The sequence below is a fragment of the Nocardia sp. NPDC127606 genome, from assembly GCF_042671725.1.
Classification (GTDB): domain Bacteria; phylum Actinomycetota; class Actinomycetes; order Mycobacteriales; family Mycobacteriaceae; genus Nocardia.
Map to the genome: position 1 here is coordinate 868,516 of NZ_JBHXWQ010000003.1, position 20,895 is coordinate 889,410.

The window sequence follows — 20,895 nt, forward strand, 5'->3', positions numbered from 1 at the left end:
CGGGCATCGTGTCGGTGGGTAACAGGTAAATGGCCGGTGACCACCTGCGCGGTTGTGATGCCTGTCGCCCACCCCGCGTCGGTTTGGCGACACGCCGCATCGGGCGGCTAGGGTCGACTGCGTGACTGGGTCGGGTGGCGCCGCTACGGCGAAGCAAGCGGGGACACCGGGCGAGATTGCCGCGGGAGGTGCCCCGTCGGGTTCGTTGCGCGCCTGGCAGCGGCGCGCGTTGACGAAGTACCTGGCCACCAAGCCGCGTGACTTTCTCGCGGTCGCGACGCCCGGCGCCGGTAAGACCACCTTCGCGCTGCGGGTTGCCGCGGAGTTGCTGGCCGATCGCACGGTGGACCAGATCACCGTCGTCGCCCCGACCGAACACCTCAAGCACCAGTGGTCCGCCGCGGCCGCGCGCACCGGAATCCAGCTGGACTCGCGGTTCTCCAACTCCACCGGGGCGACCTCCGGCGACTATCACGGCGTCGTGGTGACCTATGCCCAGGTCGCCGCCCACCCGACACGACACCGGGTGCGCACCGAGAACCGTCGCACGCTGGTGATCCTCGACGAGATCCACCACGCGGGCGACGCCAAGACCTGGGGCGAGGCGACCGAGGAGGCGTTCGGCGACGCGACACGCCGACTAGCGCTGACCGGAACCCCGTTCCGCAGTGACGATTCGAAGATCCCGTTCGTCACCTACGAGCCCGACGAGGGCGGTTTCCCGCGTTCGCGCGCCGATCACTCCTACGGCTATGCCGACGCGCTCGCCGACGGCGTCGTGCGTCCGGTGGTGTTCCTGGCCTACTCCGGTGACGCGCACTGGCGCGACAGCGCGGGCGAGGAACACACCGCCCGCCTCGGCGAACCTCTCAGCGCCGAACACACCGCGCGAGCCTGGCGCACCGCCCTCGACCCGGCGGGTGACTGGATCTCGGCGGTGTTGCGCGCGGCGGACGTGCGCCTGCGTCAGCTGCGCGCGTCCGGCATGCCCGACGCGGGCGGTCTGGTGATCGCCACCGATCAGGAACGGGCCCGCGACTACGCCGAACTGCTCGAGCACATCTGTGGTGAGCGGCCGACGGTGGTGCTCTCGGACGACCCGCAGTCCTCGCAGCGCATCGGCGAGTTCGGCAAGGGCACCCAGCCGTGGATGGTCGCGGTGCGCATGGTGTCCGAGGGCGTCGACGTGCCGCGCCTGGCCGTGGGCGTCTACGCCACCAGCGCCTCGACGCCGCTGTACTTCGCGCAGGCCATCGGCCGTTTCGTGCGTGCCCGCAAGCCGGGTGAGACCGCGAGCGTGTTCCTGCCGTCGGTGCCGGTGCTGCTGGACCTCGCCGCGCAGCTGGAGTTGCAGCGCGATCACGTCATCGGTAAGCCGCATCGCGAGAAGGACGGCCTCGACGACGAGCTGCTGATGGACGCGAACAAGGCCAAGGACGAACCCGGTGAGGACGAGAAGTCCTTCGTCGCCCTCGCCGCGGACGCCGAACTCGACCAGGTGATCTACGACGGATCCTCGTTCGGCACCGCCACCATCGCGGGCAGCGACGAGGAAGCCGATTACCTCGGCATCCCCGGCCTGCTCGACGCCGACCAGATGCGGGCCCTCCTCCGCGACCGGCAGACCCGTCAGCTCGCTGACCGCAGCGCCGCGCAGGAGTCCGCCCCCCAACCCGCGGCCGTCGCCGAACGCGTCGCCACCTCGGACAAGCTCGGCGAGCTGCGCCGCGAACTCAACAGTCTCGTCGCGATGCACCATCACCGCACCGGCAAACCGCACGGTGTGATCCACGGCGAACTCCGTCGTGAATGTGGTGGTCCGCCCACGGCATTGGCGAGTGTCGATCAACTGGGCGAACGCATCGCCGCCCTGCGTCGACTCTGAGGGACCGAACCCTGGCGGCGCGTCGGCCCGAATCGAGGGTTTCGTTCAGCGTGTCACGGCTTCCAGTGTGCACAGCGCGCTGTCGACGGCGGCGTTCAGCTCGTCGGGGCTGACGCCGTCTCTGGCTTGGATCGACAGTCCGTAGAGCACAGTGCTGTACAGCATCGCCAGCGACGCCGTGTCGGTGTCAGGGGAGAGGTCGCCGTCGGCGACGCCACGATCGAGGCGGGCGCGGATGTCGGCCGTGGTGTGGCGACGGGCTCCGACCAGGAATTCGCGCACCGCGGCATTGCGGGTGGTGTAGGTCGCGCCGGCGAGGACCACCATGCAGCCGTTGGGCAGACCGGGGTCGGTGTAGTGGGTGATGTTGTCGCGCAGCATCGCCTCGATCGCGGCGTAGGCGGTGGGTTGCTCGCGCAGCGCCGTGGCCGTGTAGGAGCCCTCGGTGCGGCGGTAGAGCTCGACGGCGGCGCGGAACAGAGCTTCCTTGTCGCCGAAGGCGGCGTAGAGGCTGGGGGAGTTGATGCCCATGGCGGCGGTGAGGTCGCTCATCGAGGCGCCGTCGTAGCCGAGCTCCCAGAACACCTCCATCGCGCGGCGCAGCGCGACCTCACGGTCGAAGCCTCGGGGGCGCCCGCGCTCTGCCATGCGAAACCTTTCTGTGCCGATCGGTAAATGTACCGCGTTCGCGGAGGCGGACGTTCCCGTCCACCTAGTTCTGTGTCGATCGGTACGAAACTCTTGACGGCGGTGGTGTGGATGCGCTTCTCTATTTATGTATCGACCACTACAAAATTGGAGTAGGCCTGATGACGAGCAGCAACACCGTGGCCCTGGTGACCGGCGCGAGCCGCGGGATCGGCGCGGCCATCGCCCGCGCGCTGGCCGCCGCCGGCGCCGATGTGGCGTTCACCTACCAGCACGACGAGGTCGCCGCGAAGACGGTCGCCGCGCAGATCGAGGCTTCGGGCAGGCGCGCGCTACCGATCAAGGCCGACAGCGCCGACGCCGCACAGGTCGTCGCCGCCGTCGAACGGACCGCGCGCGAGCTGGGCGGGCTCGACGTGCTGGTGAACAATGCGGGCATCTTCCCGGCCAAGCCCTACGCGGAGTTCACGCTCGACGAGATCGACCGCGCGTTGAACATCCACGCCCGAGCCGCCTTCGTCGCAGGGCAGGCCGCGCTCCCGTACCTCGGCGACGGCGGCCGGATCATCTCCATCGGCTCCAACCTGTCCGACCGCGCGCTCTTCGGTGGGCTGTCGCTCTACAACCTGAGCAAGTCGGCCCTCAGCGGGTTCACCAAAGCTCTCGCGCGCGAACTGGGTCCGCGCGGCATCACCGTCAACCTCGTCCAGCCCGGACCGACCGATACCGACATGAACCCGGCCGACAGCGAGCACGCCGCGACGCAACGAGAGTTCAACTCCCTCGGCCGATTCGGCGCCGCGGCCGATGTCGCCGATCTGGTCGCCTTCCTCGCGGGCCCGTCGGGCCGATCGATCACCGGCGCGATCCTCACGATCGACGGCGGCACCAACGCCTGAGCCTCTCGTCGCGAACCGTCTACCGCGCGGCGTCGAAGAAGTGGGCCGGGTCGAGGGTGTGCAGCGGAGTCCAGCGTGGTTCCTGTGCGGGGGTATCGGAATCGGCGGTCGCGTCGAAGTAGCCCTGTAGTTCCAGTGCGACGCGCGGATTCTCGTCGACCGCGCGGGCGATCGTGTACAGCGTCGCGAACACGTGGACGCAGCGAGCGGTCCGCGCCGAGCAGGAACAATCGGTGCTCACCAGGGTCGGCGCGGGGGAGTGACCCGCGTCGACCAGTGCCCGGTGCATCTCGTCGGTGAGGACGGTCGGGTCGGTGATCGTCTGGCCGATCGCGGTCACCGCCGCCCGCGACAGCGGTACCACCTCGACGTGCGCGATCGAGGCCTGACCGCCGCGATGCAGGTGCGCGCGCACCGTTCGCCCCTCGATCTCGACGCGCACACCGTCGTTGCGCGCGATGCTGCGGGCGCGGGGCAGCAGTGGTTCCGGCCGGGTCTGGCGCAGCGGTTCGGCCAGGCGCACCCAGTCCCGGCCCCACTGGGTGTAACCGAATTCGTTGTCGGCCATCAGTTCTCTCGCTTCCGGCGCAGGATGTCGACGAGGGCGTCGTCGTCGAGGCGGGCCAGTTCGGCGATGCCCGCCGCATCGGACAGATCCGTCAGCGCGGACTTGCGGGTGTGCATCGCGGCGATGTGTTCCTCCACCGTCGTGGCGCTGGTGAGGGTGGTGACGGTGACGGTGCGGGTCTGCCCGATCCGGTGCGCCCGGTCCGAGGCCTGCGCCTCCACCGCCGGATTCCACCAGCGATCGAAATGGATCACATCGGCCGCGCGGGTGAGGGTGAGGCCGGTGCCCGCCGCGCGCAGGCTCAGGATCAGTACCGGCGGCCCGTCCGGCGCCTGGAAGCGGGTGACGAGGTCGCCGCGCTGGGTGGCGTCGAGCCCGCCGTGGAAGAACGGCGCCTCGACGCCGAACTGCTCGGCCAGGTGCCGCACCAGCAACTCGCCGGTCTTGCGGTACTGGGTGAAGATCAGCGTGGGGTCACCGGTGTCGAGGTTGGTGGCCACGATGTCGGTGCACAGGTCGAGTTTGCCGGAGCGGCCCGCGAGTTCGCCCAGGTCGCCGGAGACCAGTCCGGGGTGGTTGCACACCTGCTTGAGGTGGGTGAGCGCGGCCAGTACCCGTCCTTGTCGTTGCAGGCCGGAGCCGAAGCCCTCATCGAGGGCGTCGGCGAGTACCGCGTCGTACACCCGTTCCTGCTCGGCGCTGAGATCGCACAGCAGATCGCTGTGGATCTTCGCGGGCAGCGACGCCGCCACCTGAAGCTTCTTGCGGCCGAGGACAACCGGCTCGACGGCGTCCCTGAGTCGTGCCGCGGCCGTGGCCGAGCCCTCCTCGATCGGCCGCACGAACCGGCGCCGGAACTGCGTGCGATGCGCGAACAGTCGCGGCACGGTGAGGTTGAGCAGTGCGAACAGTTCGTCGAGGTGGTTCTCCACCGGCGTTCCGGTCAGCGCGACCTTCGCGTCGGCGGTCAACGCGCGCGCCGCCCGCGACACCTGGGTGCGCGGATTCTTCAGCGCCTGCGCCTCGTCGAACACCACGGTGGCCCACTGCTCACCGGTCAGCGCCGCCCCGTGCAGCCGGAGGGTCGGATACCCGGTCACGAGGACCGTCCCCGGCCCGGCGGGCACCGCGCCACCACGCCACGACACCGGCTTCAACCCCGGCGCGAACCGTTCGATCTCGTGCACCCAGTTGCCCACCAGCGAGGTCGGACACACCACCAACTGCGGACCGTCGCAACGCCCCTGCAGGAACCCGATGGTCTGCACCGTTTTGCCGAGCCCCATCTCATCGGCCAGCACGGCCCCGCCGTAGGCCGACACGGTCTCGCGCAACCACCCCACCCCGCGGACCTGATACGGCCGCAGCGTGGCATCGAGAACTCCCGCCAGCTCCCCGTCGAGCGCCCGCGTCTCGCGCAACACCCGCGCCGCCCGCTCGGCGGACACGACCGCGGTGCCGACCGCGTCGGGGACGGCGTGCGCGGCGGCGGGCAGGGCGAAGGACCGCTCGTCGGTCATCGACGCGCGCCAGGCCCGCGCGGACGGGGCGAGGTCGCCGAGGGTGACATCGGCCAGTTCGGCGGGTGTCACCACCGCGGTCGCCACCTCGACGGGCTCGATCGCGCCGCGCTCACCGACGGGCAGCGCGAGGGTGAGCTGTTCCGGATCGCCGATCCCCGTCGGCGCGGGCCCGGTGTCGTGCCCGGTCCACGTCCACAGGGCGAACAGGTGACGGTCGGGAAGGTAGGTGGCCTGAATGGCGGGCAGAACGTTCTCCTCTGATCGGGCAGCACGAACAACCGAACAACGTACACTGTACTGAGTTTGTTCCCGAACGCTCGAAACAATCGCCGGAGAGGATGGCTCGTGCCCGCTGACCAGGACGGGGAATCGAACGCTCAGGCCACCCGGATTCTCGAATTGCTGTGGCGGCACTCCTTGCCGTCGAAACCGGGTGCGCGTGGCCCGAAACCCGGGCTCACCGTCGACGATGTGGTGGCGGCGGGCATCACCCTGGCCGACCGCGACGGCATCGACAAGCTGACGATCCGCGCGGTCGCCACACAACTCGGTCTGCGCGCGATGAGTCTCTACACCTATGTCCCCAGCAAGGACGCCCTGATCGTGCTCATGGTCGACGCCGTCGCCGCCGCGGACCCCCCGATCCCGGCCGACCTGCCGGTCCGCGAACGCATGATCGCTCTCGCCACCCGGATCAGGGCCGAGCTGATCGAGCACCCGTGGCTGCTCGAGGTGTCACCGTGGCGCCAGGTGCTCGGCCCCGCCCGGATGCGCCGCTACGAACATCAGCTGGCCGCGATCGAGGGCGTCGGCCTGAGCGATCTGGCCATGGACCGTGCGATCGCGGTCCTCACCGACTTCGCGACCGGCAATGCCCGTCTCGCCATCGCGGCCGCGGGCGCCGCCGCGCAGCTGAGCGACGCGCAATGGTGGGAGGTCAACGGCCCCTTGCTGGCCCGGGTGATGCCCGCCGACGAATTCCCGCTCGCCGGGCGGGTCGGGACGGCTGTCGGCGAGCACTACCAGGCACCCGCCGACCCGGACGGCGCGTTCGACTACGGCGTGGCCACCCTCGTCGACGGCATTCTCGCCCGATAGCCCGGATACCCGGATACAGCGACAGCGGGCGCCCTGTCCGGGTCGCCCGCTGTCGGGGGTTTTCTGTTGTCAGATGTTGTTGTTTCGGACGCGAGGAGTGGTCAGATCGCGGGAGCTTCGTCCGTGTTGATCACGGCTTCGAGTTCGCGCAAGCGGTCCATGTGTTCATTCGCGTGGTGCTGGCAGAAGAGCAACTCGCCACCCGCGGGAAGCACGGCACGCACTCGGGCAGCCGCCCCGCAACGATCGCAACGATCGAGTGCGGTCAGTGGGGTGCTGGTCAGTGTTCCTGGCATGACTCCTCCGTCCCGGCTCCCGGCGCTGCGTGGCCGTTCGCCTAGGTGTGGGCCTCGTGGTCACTCCACGCGGCTCGCATCCGCTACTTCCCAGCAGTGGTACGACTACTCTGTCAGACGTTCGGGGTTCAGGCTTTGTTCCCGGAAGTGAATCCTTGTGTTTTCGATAACAGACCTGCGGTTTCGCTGAAAGCGAACACCCGCCGGTCGTCGGTTTCGAGCACCCACCGATCACCCGCGAAGCGCTGATGCCACCTCCCACTCGAACCTGACACTCGCCGATGTGTCGCTCGCTGCGGTGTTGCTCGTGACGTACGAGCCGAGCGCCGAACCGAGCCGAACACGATCGAGTTGTGACAGGGTCTTGACCGTCCGAACCTGTTGTCTACCCGGAGATTACCCGTGACATCCGACACTCACACGCTTGTTCACCTGTGTTCTTCCCAAGAATGGGAGGAAGCGCGCCGCACGGGCGAACGGAGACCGCCTTCGCTGGCCGACGCGGGCTTCGTGCACCTGTCCACCCCGGAGCAGGTCCACCTGCCCGCCAATCGACTCTTTGCCGGGCGCGCCGACATGGTCGTGCTCTGGCTGGATCCGACGGCGTTCATCGGTGAGGTGAAATGGGAACCGGGCGTGCCGACCGACCCGTCGTCGATGCTGTTCCCGCACCTCTACGCGCCGCTGCCGGTCGCCGCGGTGCTGGCCGCCCAGCCGTATCTGCCCGGCTCCGACGGCGTGTTCAGCACACCGCGCCGGGAGGGAGTGGCGTAGACCACAATCGGGGCCGGGCGCGGTTACTGTTGACAGTGTGAACGTCGACGTCACAGCGCTACCGGGCATCGGAGTGCGTAAGGATTTCGAAGTCAGGTCGGGGCGCCGCGTCGGGGTGGTCGCCCACCGCGACGGTGACATCGACCTGATCGTGTCCAAACCCGACGACCCGGACGCCATCGCCGCCCAGGTGCCGCTGTCCACCGACGAGGCGTCGGTGCTGGCGAACCTGCTCGGCGCGCCGCAGCTGGTCGCCAAACTCAACGACGACCATCGCGATCTGCCGGGCATCACCACCCGCCAGCTCGCCATCGTCGACGAATCACCCTATGCGGGGCGAACGCTCGGCGAGACCGGCATGCGCACCCGCACCAAGACCTCGATCGTCGCGGTGATGCGCGCCGGTCAGCTCCACCCGTCACCCGGCCCGGACTTCACCTTCACCGAGGGTGATCTGCTCGTGGTCGTCGGCACCCCGGACGGCCTGGAAGCGGCCGCGAAGATTCTCGCGCACGGCTGACCGCCGTGACCTCGCAGGCCTTGGCTCTGCTCGAGCTCGGCGTGATCTTGTTCGCGCTGGGGATCTGCGGGCGAGTGGCGGGCCGCTTCGGGATGTCCCCGATTCCGCTGTACCTGCTCGGCGGACTGGCGTTCGGCCGCGGCGGATTCATCGAACTCGACGCCGCCACCGAGTTCGGGCACATGGCGAGCGAGATCGGCGTCGTGCTGCTGCTTCTGCTGCTCGGGCTCGAGTACACCGCCCCCGAGCTGATGACCGGTCTGCGGCGCTCCTGGGCGGCCGGAGTGCTCGACCTGGTGGCCAACGCGCTGCCCGGGGTCGCGGTGGCGCTCATCATGGGCTGGGGTGTGCTCGGCGCCGTCGTGCTCGGCGGGGTCACCTACATCTCGTCGTCGGGGATCGTGGCCAAGGTGCTCGACGATCTGGGCCGTCTCGGTAACCGCGAGACACCCGTGGTGCTGTCGATCCTGGTGCTAGAGGACCTCGCGATGGCGGTGTACCTGCCGATCCTGACCATGATGCTGGCGGGGTTGAGCCTGCTGAGCGGATTGATCTCCCTCGCGGTCGCGCTGGCGACCATCACGGTGGTGCTCGTGGTCGCGCTGCGGTTCGGGCGGGTGGTCTCGGCCGTCCTCGACAGCGCCGACCGCGAAGTGTTCCTGCTCCAGTTGCTCGGCGCCGCGCTGCTCGTGGCCGGGGCGGCCTCGGCACTCAATGTCTCGGCCGCGGTGGGCGCGTTCCTGCTCGGCATCGCCATCTCGGGGTCCACCGCGCACGAAGCCGCGAAATTGCTGGAGCCACTGCGTGATCTGTTCGCGGCGATCTTCTTCGTCGCGTTCGGTCTGTCGATCGACCCGACCGCGATCCCGCCGGTGTTCGCCTGGGCGGTCGCCTTGGCGGTGGTGACCACCGGCACCAAGATCGCGGTCGGGTGGTGGGCGGCGAGCAGGCAGGGAATTCGGCGGATGGGCCGGGCGAGGGCGGGCGCGGCGCTGGTGGCGCGCGGCGAATTCTCCATCGTCATCGCCGGATTGGCGGTCGCCTACGGCAAGGCCGACGCACGGCTGGCCGCGTTGGCCTCGGCCTATGTGCTGCTGATGGCGATTCTCGGCCCGATCGCGGCCCGGGTCGTCGAGCCGGTGGTCGAATTCGTCAGGCGCCGTTCGGGTGTCACGACGACCTGATCAGTCGACGACCCGGCGTGGCCAGGCGCCCGCACCGTCGTAACTCAATTCCTCGGTGCGGTACTCGTGCTGTACGGGCGGCGCGTACCGCGCGACCGGTCGCGCGGGTTCGGCCGGTCGCGGCTGGGGACGGTGCCGCGAGGTGAGCCACATGCGCGGCAGCGCTTCCTCGTTCTCGATCTCGGTGAGGCTCACACTGATCAACACGAGCATGGTGACGATGCTGCTCACCCCGATCAGCGGCGCCAGCAGTTGCATCGCCTCGGCGCCGGCCGCGGGCGCGGTCTGATGTCCGGTGTGCGCGTGCATCGAGGCCATCCCGGTGTAATGCATGCCGCACACGGCCACGCCCATGATCAGTGCCGCACCCACGGTGGCGAGAAAACCCTTGACGCGCAACGTGAACCACAGCGCCACGACCGAAGCCACCACCGCGATCACCATCGACAGGGCCACGATGGCCGGGTCGTATCGCACGGTCGCGCTGGACCTCATCGCGTACATGCCGGTGTAGTGCATGGTCCCGACACCGAGGCCGGTGATGACGCCACCGGAGAGCAACGAGCGCAGGGTCGGCTGCGGCTTGTTGACCATGAACAGCCCGATTCCGACCACCACCATCGCGGTGACCGCGCTGAACAGCGTCAACGGGATGTCGTAGCGGATTTCGGTGCCTCGGATGGTGAAACCGAGCATGGCGATGAAATGCATGACCCAGATGCCGGTTCCGCCGATCGCGATCGCGGCGCCGATGAGCCAGCCGACCCTGCCCTCGGTGGCGTTGCGACCACGGGCCGCGCACTGCAATCCGAGCAGACAGCCCGTGACGGACATGAAGTAGGCGAGAACAGGGGTGATCCAGCCGTAGCTGAAGTGATAAATGTCGAGCACGCGCGAAAAACCCTCAATGCCGATACCGCAGACCTGAGGCGGTAGAACGAAAAGCTGGGTGTGACGATACGGTGAAGATCGCCAATTCGTGTCCTCCGCAGTGCAATCCACCAGTGTGTGGTTGATCACGAAACGATTACCGCGCCTGTTTACTGGATAAAACAGACCGCCGGGAATGTAGCGGCCGAAACGAACGAGGCCCGCACCACCGAATCGGTGGTGCGGGCCTCGTTGTCGAGAATCGCTAGTCGAGGTAGTCGCGCAGAACCTGCGAACGGCTCGGGTGACGCAGCTTGCTCATCGTCTTCGATTCGATCTGGCGGATGCGCTCACGCGTGACGCCGTAGACCTGACCGATCTCGTCGAGAGTGCGCGGCTGACCGTCGGTGAGGCCGAAGCGCAACCGCACCACGCCCGCCTCACGCTCGGACAGCGTCTCCAGCACCGACTGCAGCTGATCCTGCAGCAGCGTGAAGCTCACCGCGTCGACCGCGACGACCGCCTCGGAATCCTCGATGAAGTCACCGAGCTGGCTGTCGCCCTCGTCGCCGATGGTCTGGTCGAGCGAGATCGGCTCCCGCGCGTACTGCTGGATCTCGAGGACCTTCTCCGGCGTGATGTCCATTTCCTTGGCGAGCTCCTCCGGCGTGGGCTCACGGCCCAGGTCCTGGAGCAGCTCGCGCTGGATGCGGCCGAGCTTGTTGATGACCTCGACCATGTGCACCGGGATACGGATGGTGCGGGCCTGGTCGGCCATGGCGCGGGTGATGGCCTGACGGATCCACCACGTCGCGTAGGTCGAGAACTTGTAACCCTTGGTGTAGTCGAACTTCTCGACCGCGCGGATCAGACCCAGGTTGCCTTCCTGGATCAGGTCGAGGAACGCCATGCCGCGACCGGTGTAGCGCTTGGCCAGCGAGACGACCAGTCGCAGGTTGGCCTCGAGCAGATGGTTCTTGGCCCGGTTGCCGTCGCGCACGATCCAGTTGAAATCGCGGCGCGTGGTGACCGAGAGCTTCTCGCCCGCCTCGGCGAACTCGCGCATCTTCTCCGCGGCGAACAGGCCGGCCTCGATTCGCTTGGCGAGTTCGACCTCCTCCTCCGCGTTGAGCAGCGCGACCTTGCCGATCTGCTTGAGGTAGGCGCGCACCGAGTCGGCGGAGGCGGTGAGTTCGGCGTCCTTGCGTGCTTGACGCAGCGCTTCGGACTCCTCCTCGTCCCAGACGAAATCGCCGGAAGCCTTGTCCTTCTCGGACGGCTCCGCGGTATCGGCGACCTCGGCGGTGTCCTCGGCGACGTCTTCGACGACGACTTCCTCGCCGACGAGTTCGTCTTCGGCGACTTCGAGATCACCGAGATCGTCGACCTCGACCGACTCGTCGTCGAGCTGCTCCTCACCACCCTCGCCCGAGGTCGCCTTCTTCGCGGCGGTCTTCTTGGCCGGAGCCTTCTTGGCGGCAGCCTTCTTCGCCGGCGCCTTCTTGGCTACGGCCTTCTTGGCCGGAGCCTTTTTGGCGGCGGCCTTTTTAGCCGGCGCTTTCTTGGCCGGGGTTACGGCGTCGTCGGCATCGGCGTCGGAGGCCGAGTCGGCGGTCTGACGGGTATTCGTGGCTACCACGTACGCCCTTTCGTGACGGTCTCGTGCGGCGTCACGCCAGAGTGGTTTTCCGGCGGAGCGGTCGGTCGGGTTGCACCGGCGATGCGTCGGCCGGGGGAAGTCGGCGCTCGTTCACCGACCTTCTCGCGACCGGCCGCGGCCGGAAGGTTTCACCGGCTCACCGCCGGACGTGTTCCATTGTAACGATCCAACCAGGGTACTCATGGCACGATGCCACCCAGGCGTTGCGTCGCAGGCCGCGCCGGGCTACGGCGCGAGGCCCGCATCGATGGCCATCGCCGCGCCGACGATACCCGCGGTGTTCTTCAATACGGCCGGAATCACGGGAGTTCGGTTGGTGAGCAACGGAATCCACTGTTCGTGATCACGGCTGATGCCGCCGCCCGCCACGATCACCTTCGGCCAGAACAGATCCTCGATGTGACGCAACACGCGACTCACCCGCTGCGCCCACTCCGGGTAGGTGAGGTCCTCGTTGTCCTTGACCGAGGCCGCGGCCAGATCCTCGGCGTCGACGCCCTCGATCTTGAGATGGCCGAGCTCGGAGTTGGGCACCAGCACGCCGTTGTAGAGCAGCGCGGAGCCGATGCCGGTGCCGAAGGTGAGCAGCAGCGTCAGCCCATGGAGGTCGCGTGCGGTGCCGTAGCAGTCCTCGGCCAGTCCTGCCGCGTCGGCGTCGTTGAGCACGGTGACCTCGCGCCCGCCCAGTGCCTTCGCGAACAACGCGCGAGCGTCGGTGCCGATCCAGGCCTGGTCGATGTTGGCCGCGGTTCTGGCGTGGCCGTCGAGCACCACGCACGGCATGGTGATACCGACCGGGCCCTCCCACCCCGCCTGCGCGACGAGTTCGGCGACCGCCCCGGCGACGGCGTCGGGCGTCGACGGCTGCGGTGTCGGGATCTTGATGCGCTCATGGGTGAGCAGGCCGGTGGCCAGATCGACCTCGGCGCCCTTCACCCCGCTGCCGCCGATATCGATACCGAATGCGTGCCCCCGAGTGGACATGGTTCAACCCCTTGCTGACGTGGTCGAGGTGCCTGGCAGACACCAGGGAGAAGAGTAGCGGTAGTCACCCCTCGCGCGACGAGCCACGACATGTGATGCGATGGGTGGGTGCCCGAATACACCGAGCCCGAGACCGTAACCGCCCCCACCACATCCGCCGATTACGAGCAGTTGCGGCGCCTGGCCGTCGAGCTTGCCGAGACCGCCGCCGCGCATGTGCGCGCCCGTAGGCCCGAAGTGTTCGCCGAGGACGGACCCGTGGCGGGCGCCGTGACCACCAAGGGGCACGTCACCGATCCGGTCACCATCGTCGACACCGAATCCGAACAGTTGATCCGTGCGCTGCTCGCCGAGCGCAGGCCCGGCGACGCGATTCTGGGGGAGGAGGGCGGTGGCGATGTCGGCGCCACCGCGCCGGGCACCGTCACCTGGGTCGTCGACCCGATCGACGGCACCGTGAACTTCCTCTACGGGCTCCCCGGCTACGCCGTCTCGGTGGGCGCGGTGGTCGACGGCAAGCCCGTGGCGGGCGCCGTGGTCGACGTCGCCGCAGCCACCACCTACAGCGCCGCACTGGGCGCTGGATCGCACGCTGTGCGACCGGACGGCACCCGGGTGACACTGCGCTGCAGTAGCGAGGATTCGCTCTCGGTGGCCCTGGTAGCCACCGGCTTCGCCTATGGCAGCGCGCGCCGTGCCCGTCAGGCGCAGCTGCTCACCGAGATCCTGCCGCGGATCCGCGACATCCGCCGTCTCGGCGCCGCCGCCATGGACCTGTGTCATGTCGCCTCGGGCAGGCTGGAGGCGTACTACGAGCACGGTCTCAACGCCTGGGACTGGGCCGCGGGTGCCCTCATCGCCGCCGAAGCGGGCGCGGTCGTGCACGTCCCCCCGGTCACCGTCGGCGGTGCCGCCGGCGAACTGACGGTCGTCGCGGCCCCCGGCATCGCCGGGGACCTCACCGACCTGCTCGACCGGGTCGGCGCGCCGACGGCCCTACCGGACTAGATCGCTCAGCACTTGACTTCGCGCGCGGCGTCGAGGAGGTCCGGGTCGATCGAGGACGAGCTCGCTCCTGGGGCCAGGTTCTTGAGCGACCGGAGCACCGCCTCGGCGTCGGCGCCGGGTCGCAGCGACTCACCGAACGCTTGCCCGAGGACCAGATCGACGGTGTCGTCGGTGCGTGGATCCTCGATCAGCTCGGCGCAGGGCGCGATCAACTGCACCGAGGCGGCCGCCGGTCGGCCGTTCACACCGAACCGGATCTGACCGGTGCAGGTGAGGTCGCCGCTGACATAGACCGGATCGTTACCGACCTGTGTCCCCGGCGCGCCGGCGAAGCCGAGGTCGGCCAGTGCCGCGCCGATGTTGCCCGCCTGGCCGCTCTTGCCGTTGGCGTTGAACACCCGTACCCGCGACTCCGACAGGGCCGCCGGGTCGACCTCCGCGAGTCGCGTCGGACCCACCCGGGTACCCAGTGCCGCGGGCTGGGGTGCGTTGGTGGCCGTCGGCGTGCTCGGCGCGTTGCACGCCATCGGTTCGTTGCTGTCGTCACGGGTTCGAAACGCCGTGATCCAGACGAACAGGCTCACCAGAGCCAGCACGAGGACGAGCGCGAGCCAGAGCTCGGGCCGCCGCCGCGGAAAGGGTTTGCCGTCGCGATCTGTCGCGCTGCCTTCGGTGATCAGTGAAACCACGCGCTCACTCTACGAGTCCCGCGGCGGTGCGCGAGTCCGGGAGGTCTCGGCGAGTTTCCCGGCAGGTGACGATTCGTCGTCGGTTTCGGCTCGGCGCGGGTTTGATTGCGACTTTCGCCCATTGGTCCGCTATTGTCTGGCCGCCCAGATCGAATATTTACCGGTGAAACGGTGGTCGGTCGCGGGAACAACAAGGGCATGTCCTGCGTTTACCGAACGCTGTCGGAGTAGATCGCTGGACGATCGAACCTGATAGACGACCGGTGCACGTGTGAGGTGCACCACCGGCGGGGCGGTACGAACGCCGGAACCCTGCGGGGTTACGGCAATCGACTGATCCGGGATATACGGAGTAAGGACTGAGGGGAAGACGACATGGCAACCGACTATGACGCACCGCGGCGCACCGAATCCGACGAGGTGTCGGAGGATTCGCTCGAGGAGCTGAAGGCCCGCCGCAACGAGGCGCAGTCCGCCGTCGTGGACATCGACGAATCCGATACAGCGGAATCGTTCGAGCTTCCCGGCGCGGACTTGTCCGACGAGGTACTCAGCGTTCGGGTGGTCCCGAAGCAGGCGGACGAGTTCACCTGCTCGAGCTGTTTCCTCGTGCATCACCGCAGCCGACTGGCCACCGAGAAGGGTGGACAGCTCATCTGCATGGATTGCGCGCTCTAGCAGCAGGCAGTGCGCAGCACCCTGCGGTCGATCGACCCGCATGGGCTACGCAGACTGATCCGTAGGGATCAGCGAGGAAGGGTCAGCCCGCGCTCGGGAGTCCGAGCGCGGCCAAGACCCGGTCCGGCCGTCGCGTACTGACCAACCAGTACGGCGTCGGGTCGTCCGGGTCGTCCAGCACCAGCAATGCCATCGGGCCGATCCAAGCCCGGTGCTGCACATAGGCGGCGGGGTCGAGTTGTCGGCCCAGCGCCGCACTCTTGGCCGTCGGCGCGACGGCCGCGGCGCGCGCGACGAAGCTCACCGGTAGGTGGGCGCGGTCGACGCGCAGCTCCGCCGTACCGTCGTCCGCCACGGTGACATCCAGGCGATGCCTGCTCATCCACAACAGAATCCAGACCGGGACCGGCGCCAGCAACACGTACGGCAGCCAGGCCCGCAGCCCCGGCGCGCCCATGTGGATCTCGGCCGCGAGCAGGCCCGCGATCGCGAAGCCGACCGGCCACCACCACAGTGGCACCCACAGGCGCTCGGAGTAGGGCGACGGACCCTGCGCGCTCGGCGCGCGGTGGTCGGTGTCTGTGGTCGCGGTCGTCGGGGAATGGGGCTGGTCGGGCACCCCTCAACACTAGGTCACCGCACCAGGGCTGCGACGAGAAGGTCCGGCCTCGACCGCGTAGTCTCGACCGATGTGAACGCACTTGCACCGATTCCGCTGCGGCGGCTCGATCCCGGCATCCCTGTGCCGACGCGTGCCCATCCGGGTGACGCGGGCGTCGACCTCTGTACCACCGAGGATGTGATCATCGAACCGGGCGAGCGGGTGCTGGTCGGCACCGGGATCGCGATCGCGTTGCCGATGGGCACGGTCGGCTTGATCCACCCCCGGTCCGGCTTGGCGGCGAAGGCCGGTCTGTCGGTGGTCAACACGCCCGGCACGGTCGACGCGGGCTACCGCGGTGAGATCAAGGTGTGCCTGATCAACCACGACCCACGCACCGCCATCGAGCTGCGTCGCGGCGACCGCATCGCGCAGTTGCTGGTGCAGCGGGTCGAGTTGGTCGACTTCGCCGAGGTCGACGATCTCGACGACACCGCCCGTGGCACCGGCGGGTACGGGTCGAGCGGCGGGCATGCCAGCCTGGCCGACAAGGAGGCGTGATGGGTCTGTTCGGTAAGAAGAAGCGCGCGCGCGAGGACGACGCCGACTACGTCGAATACGACGAGGTCGAGTACGACGAAGCGGACTACGACTTGGACGCGGACTCCGACGAGTACGACACCGACGAGTTCCAGCGCCCCGACTTCGCCCGCCTCGATTTCGACGACGCTCCCACCGATGAGCGCATCTACGGCAATTTCGACCATGCCCCCGATGCCGCCGCGGGCCCCTACGACATCAGCGAGGTCTCCGACGAGGCCATCTCGCGCCGCCTCGACCTCGGCTCGGTGCTCATCCCGGTGCCCCAGGGCGGGCAGTTGCAGGTGGAGATGAGCCCCGACGGCACCCCGCAGGCGGTGCACCTGGCCACCGAGCACGGCAGGCTCACGGTCGCCGCCTACGCGGCGCCCAAGTCGGCGGGTCAGTGGCGCACGGTCGCCGCGGATCTGGCGGAGTCGCTGCGCGGCGACGGCGCGAGCGTGGCCGTCGAGAAGGGTCCGTGGGGCCGCGAGGTCAAGGCGATCACCGAGGGCGCCGATCTGCGCTTCATCGGCGTCGACGGCCCACGCTGGATGATCCGGCTGGTCGCCGCGGGCCCCAAGGGTGCCGTCGACGACCGCAGCCCGCTGATCACCGCGGCCCGCGCGGTCCTGGCCGACGCCGTGGTCCGCCGCGGTACCGACCCCCTGCCCGTGCGCGACCCGCTCCCGGTGGTTCTCCCCCAGGAACTGGCCGAACAGCTGGCTGCCGCCCATCAGCAGCAGGTCCAGGCTCAGCAGGAAGCCCTCGAGGCCCAGGCGGCCGCCGCGGCCGCCCCGCCGCCCTCGGCCCTCCCGCCGAAACTGCCGGACGAGCCGCGTCGAGGCGCGGACGGTTCGGCCATGCAGCAACTAGGCCTGAACTAGGCGGGGGCTCCTCCGCCTCTCCGCGACTTCTGCCGGTCGCGGGGAGGTCGTTCGGCTGGTGACCGGGCCGGCGGTTCGGGGAACTCCGGTGTCGGGGGTGCCCGGCGAGTTACCTGTGTACTCGCGACATCAGTTGTCCTGCAAGGCTGTTCGTCGTCGGCAGTAACGCGCTCAACTCCGCGAACCCGGAATGCCCGAGTATCGCGGGGTCGGCGCCCAGCTCGGTGAGTGTCACTCGGTGCAGTCGGGCCGACGGCAATGTTGCCGCCCATTCCTCGGCGACGGCGATCGGGTGGACCGGGTCGTCGCCGGCGCCGACCACCGCGACCGGCACGTCGGTGCCCGCCAAGGCCTCCAGCGACGGCCACGCGTATCCGGCGGCCTCGTCCAGCGCGGCGGGCAGGTGCGGCCACTGCCCGCGCCAGGACTGGGTCAGCGCGTCGGCCAACCACGGCGGACTCGAGGCGCGCATCCGCTCGATCACCGCCTCCAGACCGTCTGCTCGCAGTTGCTCGGCGGTAACCGCGGCGCTCAATGCGGCTGGGCACGCGGCGGTTTCGGCACCCGTCCAGGCGGGTAATGCTGTGATGACACCGACTACCGCGGTACGGTGCTCGGCTGCCCAGTCGAGTGCGATCGCGGCGCCGAGGGAGATGCCCGCGGCCAGGACCGGACCGCGCGCCGCGGCAGCGTCCAAAGCCGCGGTACAGCTCCCGATCACGGCCTGCGGGTCCGGTTCGACGGCGTGGAAGGCGAGTCCGTACGCGAGGGCGGCAGGCCCGAACGCGCGGGCCGCGAAATCGGCGTCGGAGCCGGTCCCCGGCAGGGCGACCACGGTGACCTGGGGTGGGGTGCGCAACACCGACCGAGCGTAGCGGCCGGGCGTTTGCCCATCTACAGTGGCGGTGTACGGCCAACTAGCGGGAGAAGCGTGACATGTCGTCATCCACGGGCGGACACAAGTCGGGATCGGGTCCGGACTCGGGATATTTTCGCCGACTCGGTCGTCGTCTCACCGCCGATATCGACCAGCTCGACGCCGAGGAATTGGCCGAGACGGTCGAGGCGTCCGGTGCCCGGCGGGCCAAGGATTGCTGTCGTGGCGAAGAGGCGACGATTCTGGGCAGACTCCGCAGTGTCGAGGCGTGTCCCAAGGCGGCCGGCGCCACCGTGCAGGCCGAGTTCTTCGACGGCACCGACGCCATCACCCTGGTGTGGATCGGGCGCAGGCGCATTCCCGGGATCGAACCGGGCAGGCGCATTCTGGTCCGTGGTCGCGTCGGCGACCGCGACGGCCGCAAAGTGATCTTCAACCCCTACTACGAATTGCGCGGGAACAGCTGACGTATGCCCTCCAGCGACGAGTACCGCACTGCCGCGGACCCCGAAGCCACCGTGGCGTTGCCCGTGGTCACCGATGAGACGGTGGACCCGGAGATCGACACCGAGGTCGACAAGGCCGAACAGACCTTGCTCGAGCAGCTCGGCGGTTTCAGCGGCCTGATCTATTCCACCCTCCCCGTTCTGGTCTTCGTCCCGGTGAACACCTTCGCGGGCCTCACCGTGGCCATCTGGGCCGCTCTCGGCGTCGCCGCCGCCATCCTGATCTGGCGACTGGTGCAGCGCAGCCCCATCCAGCCCGCCGTCTCCGGCTTCCTCGGCGTCGGCCTGTGCGCGCTCATCGCCCAGCGGGTGGGGGAGGCCAAGGGCTTCTTCCTGTTCGGCATCTACACCAGCCTGGTGTACGCGGGCGTGTTCGCGGTGTCGATCCTGCTGCGCAGACCACTGGTCGGGGTGATCTGGGGCGCGCTCAACGGCCACGGTCACCACTGGCGTACCGACAAGCGCATCCGCAAGCTCTACGACCTGGCCACCGTGGTCTGGGTGGTCGTGTTCGGCGCCCGCTACCTGGTGCAGTCGCAGCTCTACGACACCGACCACACCACCTGGCTGGCCGTGGCGCGTATCGGCATGGGCTGGCCGCTCACCGCGGTCGCCCTGGTGGTCACCGTGTGGGCGGTGCGCCGCGCCGGGCATCTGCCCGCCGAGAAGGTCGACAAGTCCGGCGCCGGAACGGAATCCGTGTCCGCGTAAGGGTGGGCAGCGCGCCGCCGGAGGTGGGGAAGTACCCACCCTGGGGTATCTGGTCGCGACCGGCTGTTCGTCGCACGATCAATGCGTAGGAAGAACGCGATGATCGTGAGAGGACCGGCGACCATGATGGCAACCGAGCACCGAAATGAGCGACCGGCCACCGCAGCACGCCGCGGCGCCGCCAAGACCCCGGCGCCCGTGCTGTCGGAGAGCAAGCGCATCGGCGCCGAACTCGACGCGCTGATCGGCCCGGCCGCCCGCGGTGATCGCGACGCCGTGGCCGAGATCCTGCGCCTGGTGCACCCGGTGGTCCGCCGGTACTGCTCGGCCCGCATGGGGGCCACGGGGCATCTCACCGTCACCGCCGACGATGTCACCCAGGAAATCCTGATCGCCACCGTCGCCGCCATCCCGCGCTACCGCGATCAGGGCAAGTCGTTCCTGGCCTTCGTCTACGGCATCGCCGCCAACAAGGTCTCCGACGCGTTCCGTCGCGGCAAGCACACCGCCTACCCGACGGCCGAGCTGCCCGACAGCGCCAGCACCTCGGCGGGCCCGGAGGAGTGGGTGCTGGCCTACGAACGCCGCGCCGCCACTCTCGAACTGATGAAGGTGCTCGCGCCGAATCATCGTGAGGTGCTGCACATGCGCATCGTGCTCGGCTGGAGCGCGGCCCAGACCGCCGAGGCCATCGGCACGAGTCCGGGCGTGGTCCGGGTGATGCAGCACCGCGCGCTCAACAAGCTGCGCGCGGAACTGAAAGTGGCGTAAGAACTTACGGCCGCACGCCGTGCGTCGCCAGGGTGAGTCGCAGGTCCTCTTCGGCCTCCACCGAGGTGACGAACAGCAGTTCGTCGTCACCCTCGAACGGATCGTCGGGCTGCGGCACGATCACCCGGCCACCGCGCAGGATCGTCACCAGCGCCGTATCGCGCGGCATCTTCAGGGTCCGCACCGGCTTGCCTGCCAGCTGGGTGTCGGCGGGCAGGGTGATCTCCACCAGGTTGGCCTGCCCCTGCCGCAGCGTCATCAGCCGCACCAGATCACCCACCGACACGGCCTCCTCGACGAGCGAGGCGAGCAGCCGCGGCGTCGACACCGCCACGTCGACGCCCCACGACTCGTTGAACAGCCATTCGTTGCGCGGATCGTTGACCCGCGCCACCACCCGGCGCACCCCGAACTCGGTCTTGGCGAGCAGGGCGTGCACCAGATTCGCCTTGTCGTCGCCGGTGGCCGCGATCACCACCTCGTAGGTCTCGAGATCGGCGTTCTCCAGCAGCGACAGCTCACAGGCGTCGGCGTGCACCCAGACGGCGTCGGGGATGGCGGCGGGATCGATGTGGTCGAGCTGGCGTTCGAGCAGCATCACGCGGTGTCCGCCGCGGAGGAGTTCCCTGGCGATCGAGCGCCCGACCGCGCCCGCTCCGGCGATGGCGACCTTCATGTG

The 20,895-nt window shown here is 68.9% G+C and carries 24 protein-coding genes; 13 read left to right on the forward strand and 11 right to left on the reverse strand.

The window, feature by feature from the left end; translation table 11 throughout:
- Window positions 1-175: 175 nt before the first annotated feature.
- On the forward strand, window positions 176-1,885 hold the full coding sequence (locus ACFVJ5_RS19510; RefSeq protein WP_379221945.1) for a DEAD/DEAH box helicase: 1,710 nt from the start codon (window positions 176-178) through the stop codon (window positions 1,883-1,885).
- Window positions 1,886-1,930: 45 nt separating this feature from the next.
- Here the strand turns inward: ACFVJ5_RS19510 and ACFVJ5_RS19515 are convergent, their stop codons facing one another.
- A complete protein-coding gene (locus ACFVJ5_RS19515; RefSeq protein WP_379221802.1) occupies window positions 1,931-2,533 on the reverse strand; it encodes a TetR/AcrR family transcriptional regulator in 603 nt (200 codons plus the stop codon).
- Between the two features lie 161 nt (window positions 2,534-2,694).
- Between ACFVJ5_RS19515 and ACFVJ5_RS19520 the strand changes: the two genes are divergently transcribed.
- Window positions 2,695-3,432 (forward strand): SDR family oxidoreductase, encoded by a 738-nt coding sequence (locus ACFVJ5_RS19520; protein WP_379221804.1) that lies wholly within the window; start codon window positions 2,695-2,697, stop codon window positions 3,430-3,432.
- 19 nt (window positions 3,433-3,451) lie between these two features.
- On the opposite strand, the gene ACFVJ5_RS19525 is transcribed toward ACFVJ5_RS19520, so the two are convergent.
- Window positions 3,452-4,000: a hypothetical protein gene (locus tag ACFVJ5_RS19525; protein WP_379221806.1), complete on the reverse strand. Its 549-nt coding sequence runs from the start codon at window positions 3,998-4,000 to the stop codon at window positions 3,452-3,454.
- Window positions 4,000-5,730 carry a DEAD/DEAH box helicase gene (locus tag ACFVJ5_RS19530; protein ID WP_379221947.1) on the reverse strand — a complete coding sequence of 577 codons (1,731 nt, stop codon included), beginning with the start codon at window positions 5,728-5,730 and terminating at the stop codon, window positions 4,000-4,002. Before ACFVJ5_RS19530 ends, ACFVJ5_RS19525 begins: the two co-directional genes overlap by 1 nt.
- Window positions 5,731-5,868: 138 nt before the next feature.
- Between ACFVJ5_RS19530 and ACFVJ5_RS19535 the strand changes: the two genes are divergently transcribed.
- On the forward strand, window positions 5,869-6,621 hold the full coding sequence (locus ACFVJ5_RS19535) for a TetR/AcrR family transcriptional regulator (protein ID WP_379221808.1): 753 nt from the start codon (window positions 5,869-5,871) through the stop codon (window positions 6,619-6,621).
- A gap of 101 nt (window positions 6,622-6,722) precedes the next feature.
- Here the strand turns inward: ACFVJ5_RS19535 and ACFVJ5_RS19540 are convergent, their stop codons facing one another.
- Entirely contained in the window at window positions 6,723-6,917 is a 195-nt protein-coding gene (locus ACFVJ5_RS19540) for a hypothetical protein (protein ID WP_056811260.1), read from the reverse strand.
- A 402-nt stretch (window positions 6,918-7,319) separates the two neighbouring features.
- On the opposite strand from ACFVJ5_RS19540, the gene ACFVJ5_RS19545 reads away from it, so the two are divergent.
- Genes ACFVJ5_RS19545 through ACFVJ5_RS19555 form a run of 3 tightly spaced genes read left to right on the forward strand, consistent with a single transcriptional unit; the run spans window position 7,320 to window position 9,395 of the window.
- A complete protein-coding gene (locus ACFVJ5_RS19545; protein WP_379221810.1) occupies window positions 7,320-7,691 on the forward strand; it encodes a DUF952 domain-containing protein in 372 nt (123 codons plus the stop codon).
- 37 nt (window positions 7,692-7,728) lie between these two features.
- Complete coding sequence (locus tag ACFVJ5_RS19550) at window positions 7,729-8,211, forward strand: cation:proton antiporter regulatory subunit (protein ID WP_358113423.1); 483 nt, start codon at window positions 7,729-7,731, stop codon at window positions 8,209-8,211.
- A 5-nt stretch (window positions 8,212-8,216) separates the two neighbouring features.
- The gene (locus ACFVJ5_RS19555; RefSeq protein ID WP_379221812.1) at window positions 8,217-9,395 is read left to right on the forward strand and encodes a cation:proton antiporter; all 1,179 of its coding nucleotides are present in this window, start codon (window positions 8,217-8,219) and stop codon (window positions 9,393-9,395) included.
- Here the strand turns inward: ACFVJ5_RS19555 and ACFVJ5_RS19560 are convergent, their stop codons facing one another.
- From ACFVJ5_RS19560 to ppgK, 3 genes are all read right to left on the reverse strand, one after another.
- Window positions 9,396-10,286, reverse strand: coding sequence for an MHYT domain-containing protein (locus ACFVJ5_RS19560; RefSeq protein WP_379221814.1), 891 nt, complete (start codon window positions 10,284-10,286; stop codon window positions 9,396-9,398).
- 244 nt (window positions 10,287-10,530) lie between these two features.
- Entirely contained in the window at window positions 10,531-11,904 is a 1,374-nt protein-coding gene (locus ACFVJ5_RS19565; RefSeq protein ID WP_379221816.1) for an RNA polymerase sigma factor, read from the reverse strand.
- Window positions 11,905-12,150: 246 nt separating this feature from the next.
- Window positions 12,151-12,909, reverse strand: a complete 759-nt coding sequence (gene ppgK / locus ACFVJ5_RS19570) for a polyphosphate--glucose phosphotransferase (RefSeq protein ID WP_379221818.1) — start codon at window positions 12,907-12,909, stop codon at window positions 12,151-12,153.
- A 108-nt stretch (window positions 12,910-13,017) separates the two neighbouring features.
- Between ppgK and ACFVJ5_RS19575 the strand changes: the two genes are divergently transcribed.
- A complete protein-coding gene (locus ACFVJ5_RS19575; RefSeq protein WP_379221820.1) occupies window positions 13,018-13,917 on the forward strand; it encodes an inositol monophosphatase family protein in 900 nt (299 codons plus the stop codon).
- A gap of 5 nt (window positions 13,918-13,922) precedes the next feature.
- On the opposite strand, the gene cei is transcribed toward ACFVJ5_RS19575, so the two are convergent.
- Window positions 13,923-14,606, reverse strand: coding sequence for an envelope integrity protein Cei (cei, locus tag ACFVJ5_RS19580; protein WP_378626688.1), 684 nt, complete (start codon window positions 14,604-14,606; stop codon window positions 13,923-13,925).
- 375 nt (window positions 14,607-14,981) lie between these two features.
- Between cei and ACFVJ5_RS19585 the strand changes: the two genes are divergently transcribed.
- Complete coding sequence (locus ACFVJ5_RS19585) at window positions 14,982-15,284, forward strand: DUF4193 domain-containing protein (RefSeq protein WP_056811237.1); 303 nt, start codon at window positions 14,982-14,984, stop codon at window positions 15,282-15,284.
- An 82-nt stretch (window positions 15,285-15,366) separates the two neighbouring features.
- Here the strand turns inward: ACFVJ5_RS19585 and ACFVJ5_RS19590 are convergent, their stop codons facing one another.
- Window positions 15,367-15,903, reverse strand: coding sequence for a DUF3093 domain-containing protein (locus ACFVJ5_RS19590; protein WP_379221822.1), 537 nt, complete (start codon window positions 15,901-15,903; stop codon window positions 15,367-15,369).
- Window positions 15,904-15,975: 72 nt separating this feature from the next.
- Here ACFVJ5_RS19590 and dut point away from each other — a divergent pair, with 72 nt between their 5' ends.
- Together dut and ACFVJ5_RS19600 are read left to right on the forward strand one after the other, a co-directional pair.
- On the forward strand, window positions 15,976-16,446 hold the full coding sequence (gene dut, locus ACFVJ5_RS19595) for a dUTP diphosphatase (RefSeq protein WP_358063315.1): 471 nt from the start codon (window positions 15,976-15,978) through the stop codon (window positions 16,444-16,446).
- 5 nt (window positions 16,447-16,451) lie between these two features.
- Complete coding sequence (locus ACFVJ5_RS19600; RefSeq protein ID WP_379221949.1) at window positions 16,452-17,351, forward strand: DUF3710 domain-containing protein; 900 nt, start codon at window positions 16,452-16,454, stop codon at window positions 17,349-17,351.
- Between the two features lie 109 nt (window positions 17,352-17,460).
- Here the strand turns inward: ACFVJ5_RS19600 and ACFVJ5_RS19605 are convergent, their stop codons facing one another.
- Window positions 17,461-18,213: an alpha/beta fold hydrolase gene (locus tag ACFVJ5_RS19605; RefSeq protein WP_379221824.1), complete on the reverse strand. Its 753-nt coding sequence runs from the start codon at window positions 18,211-18,213 to the stop codon at window positions 17,461-17,463.
- A gap of 74 nt (window positions 18,214-18,287) precedes the next feature.
- On the opposite strand from ACFVJ5_RS19605, the gene ACFVJ5_RS19610 reads away from it, so the two are divergent.
- The 3 genes from ACFVJ5_RS19610 (at window position 18,288) to ACFVJ5_RS19620 (ending at window position 20,216) form a co-directional block, all read left to right on the forward strand.
- Window positions 18,288-18,695, forward strand: coding sequence for an OB-fold nucleic acid binding domain-containing protein (locus tag ACFVJ5_RS19610; protein WP_056811231.1), 408 nt, complete (start codon window positions 18,288-18,290; stop codon window positions 18,693-18,695).
- 3 nt (window positions 18,696-18,698) lie between these two features.
- The gene (locus ACFVJ5_RS19615) at window positions 18,699-19,445 is read left to right on the forward strand and encodes a DUF3159 domain-containing protein (RefSeq protein WP_379221826.1); all 747 of its coding nucleotides are present in this window, start codon (window positions 18,699-18,701) and stop codon (window positions 19,443-19,445) included.
- A gap of 123 nt (window positions 19,446-19,568) precedes the next feature.
- Window positions 19,569-20,216, forward strand: coding sequence for a sigma-70 family RNA polymerase sigma factor (locus ACFVJ5_RS19620; RefSeq protein ID WP_379221828.1), 648 nt, complete (start codon window positions 19,569-19,571; stop codon window positions 20,214-20,216).
- A gap of 4 nt (window positions 20,217-20,220) precedes the next feature.
- Here ACFVJ5_RS19620 and ACFVJ5_RS19625 read toward each other — a convergent pair whose 3' ends face one another.
- Window positions 20,221-20,892, reverse strand: coding sequence for a TrkA family potassium uptake protein (locus ACFVJ5_RS19625; RefSeq protein WP_067458738.1), 672 nt, complete (start codon window positions 20,890-20,892; stop codon window positions 20,221-20,223).
- Window positions 20,893-20,895 lie beyond the last annotated feature (3 nt).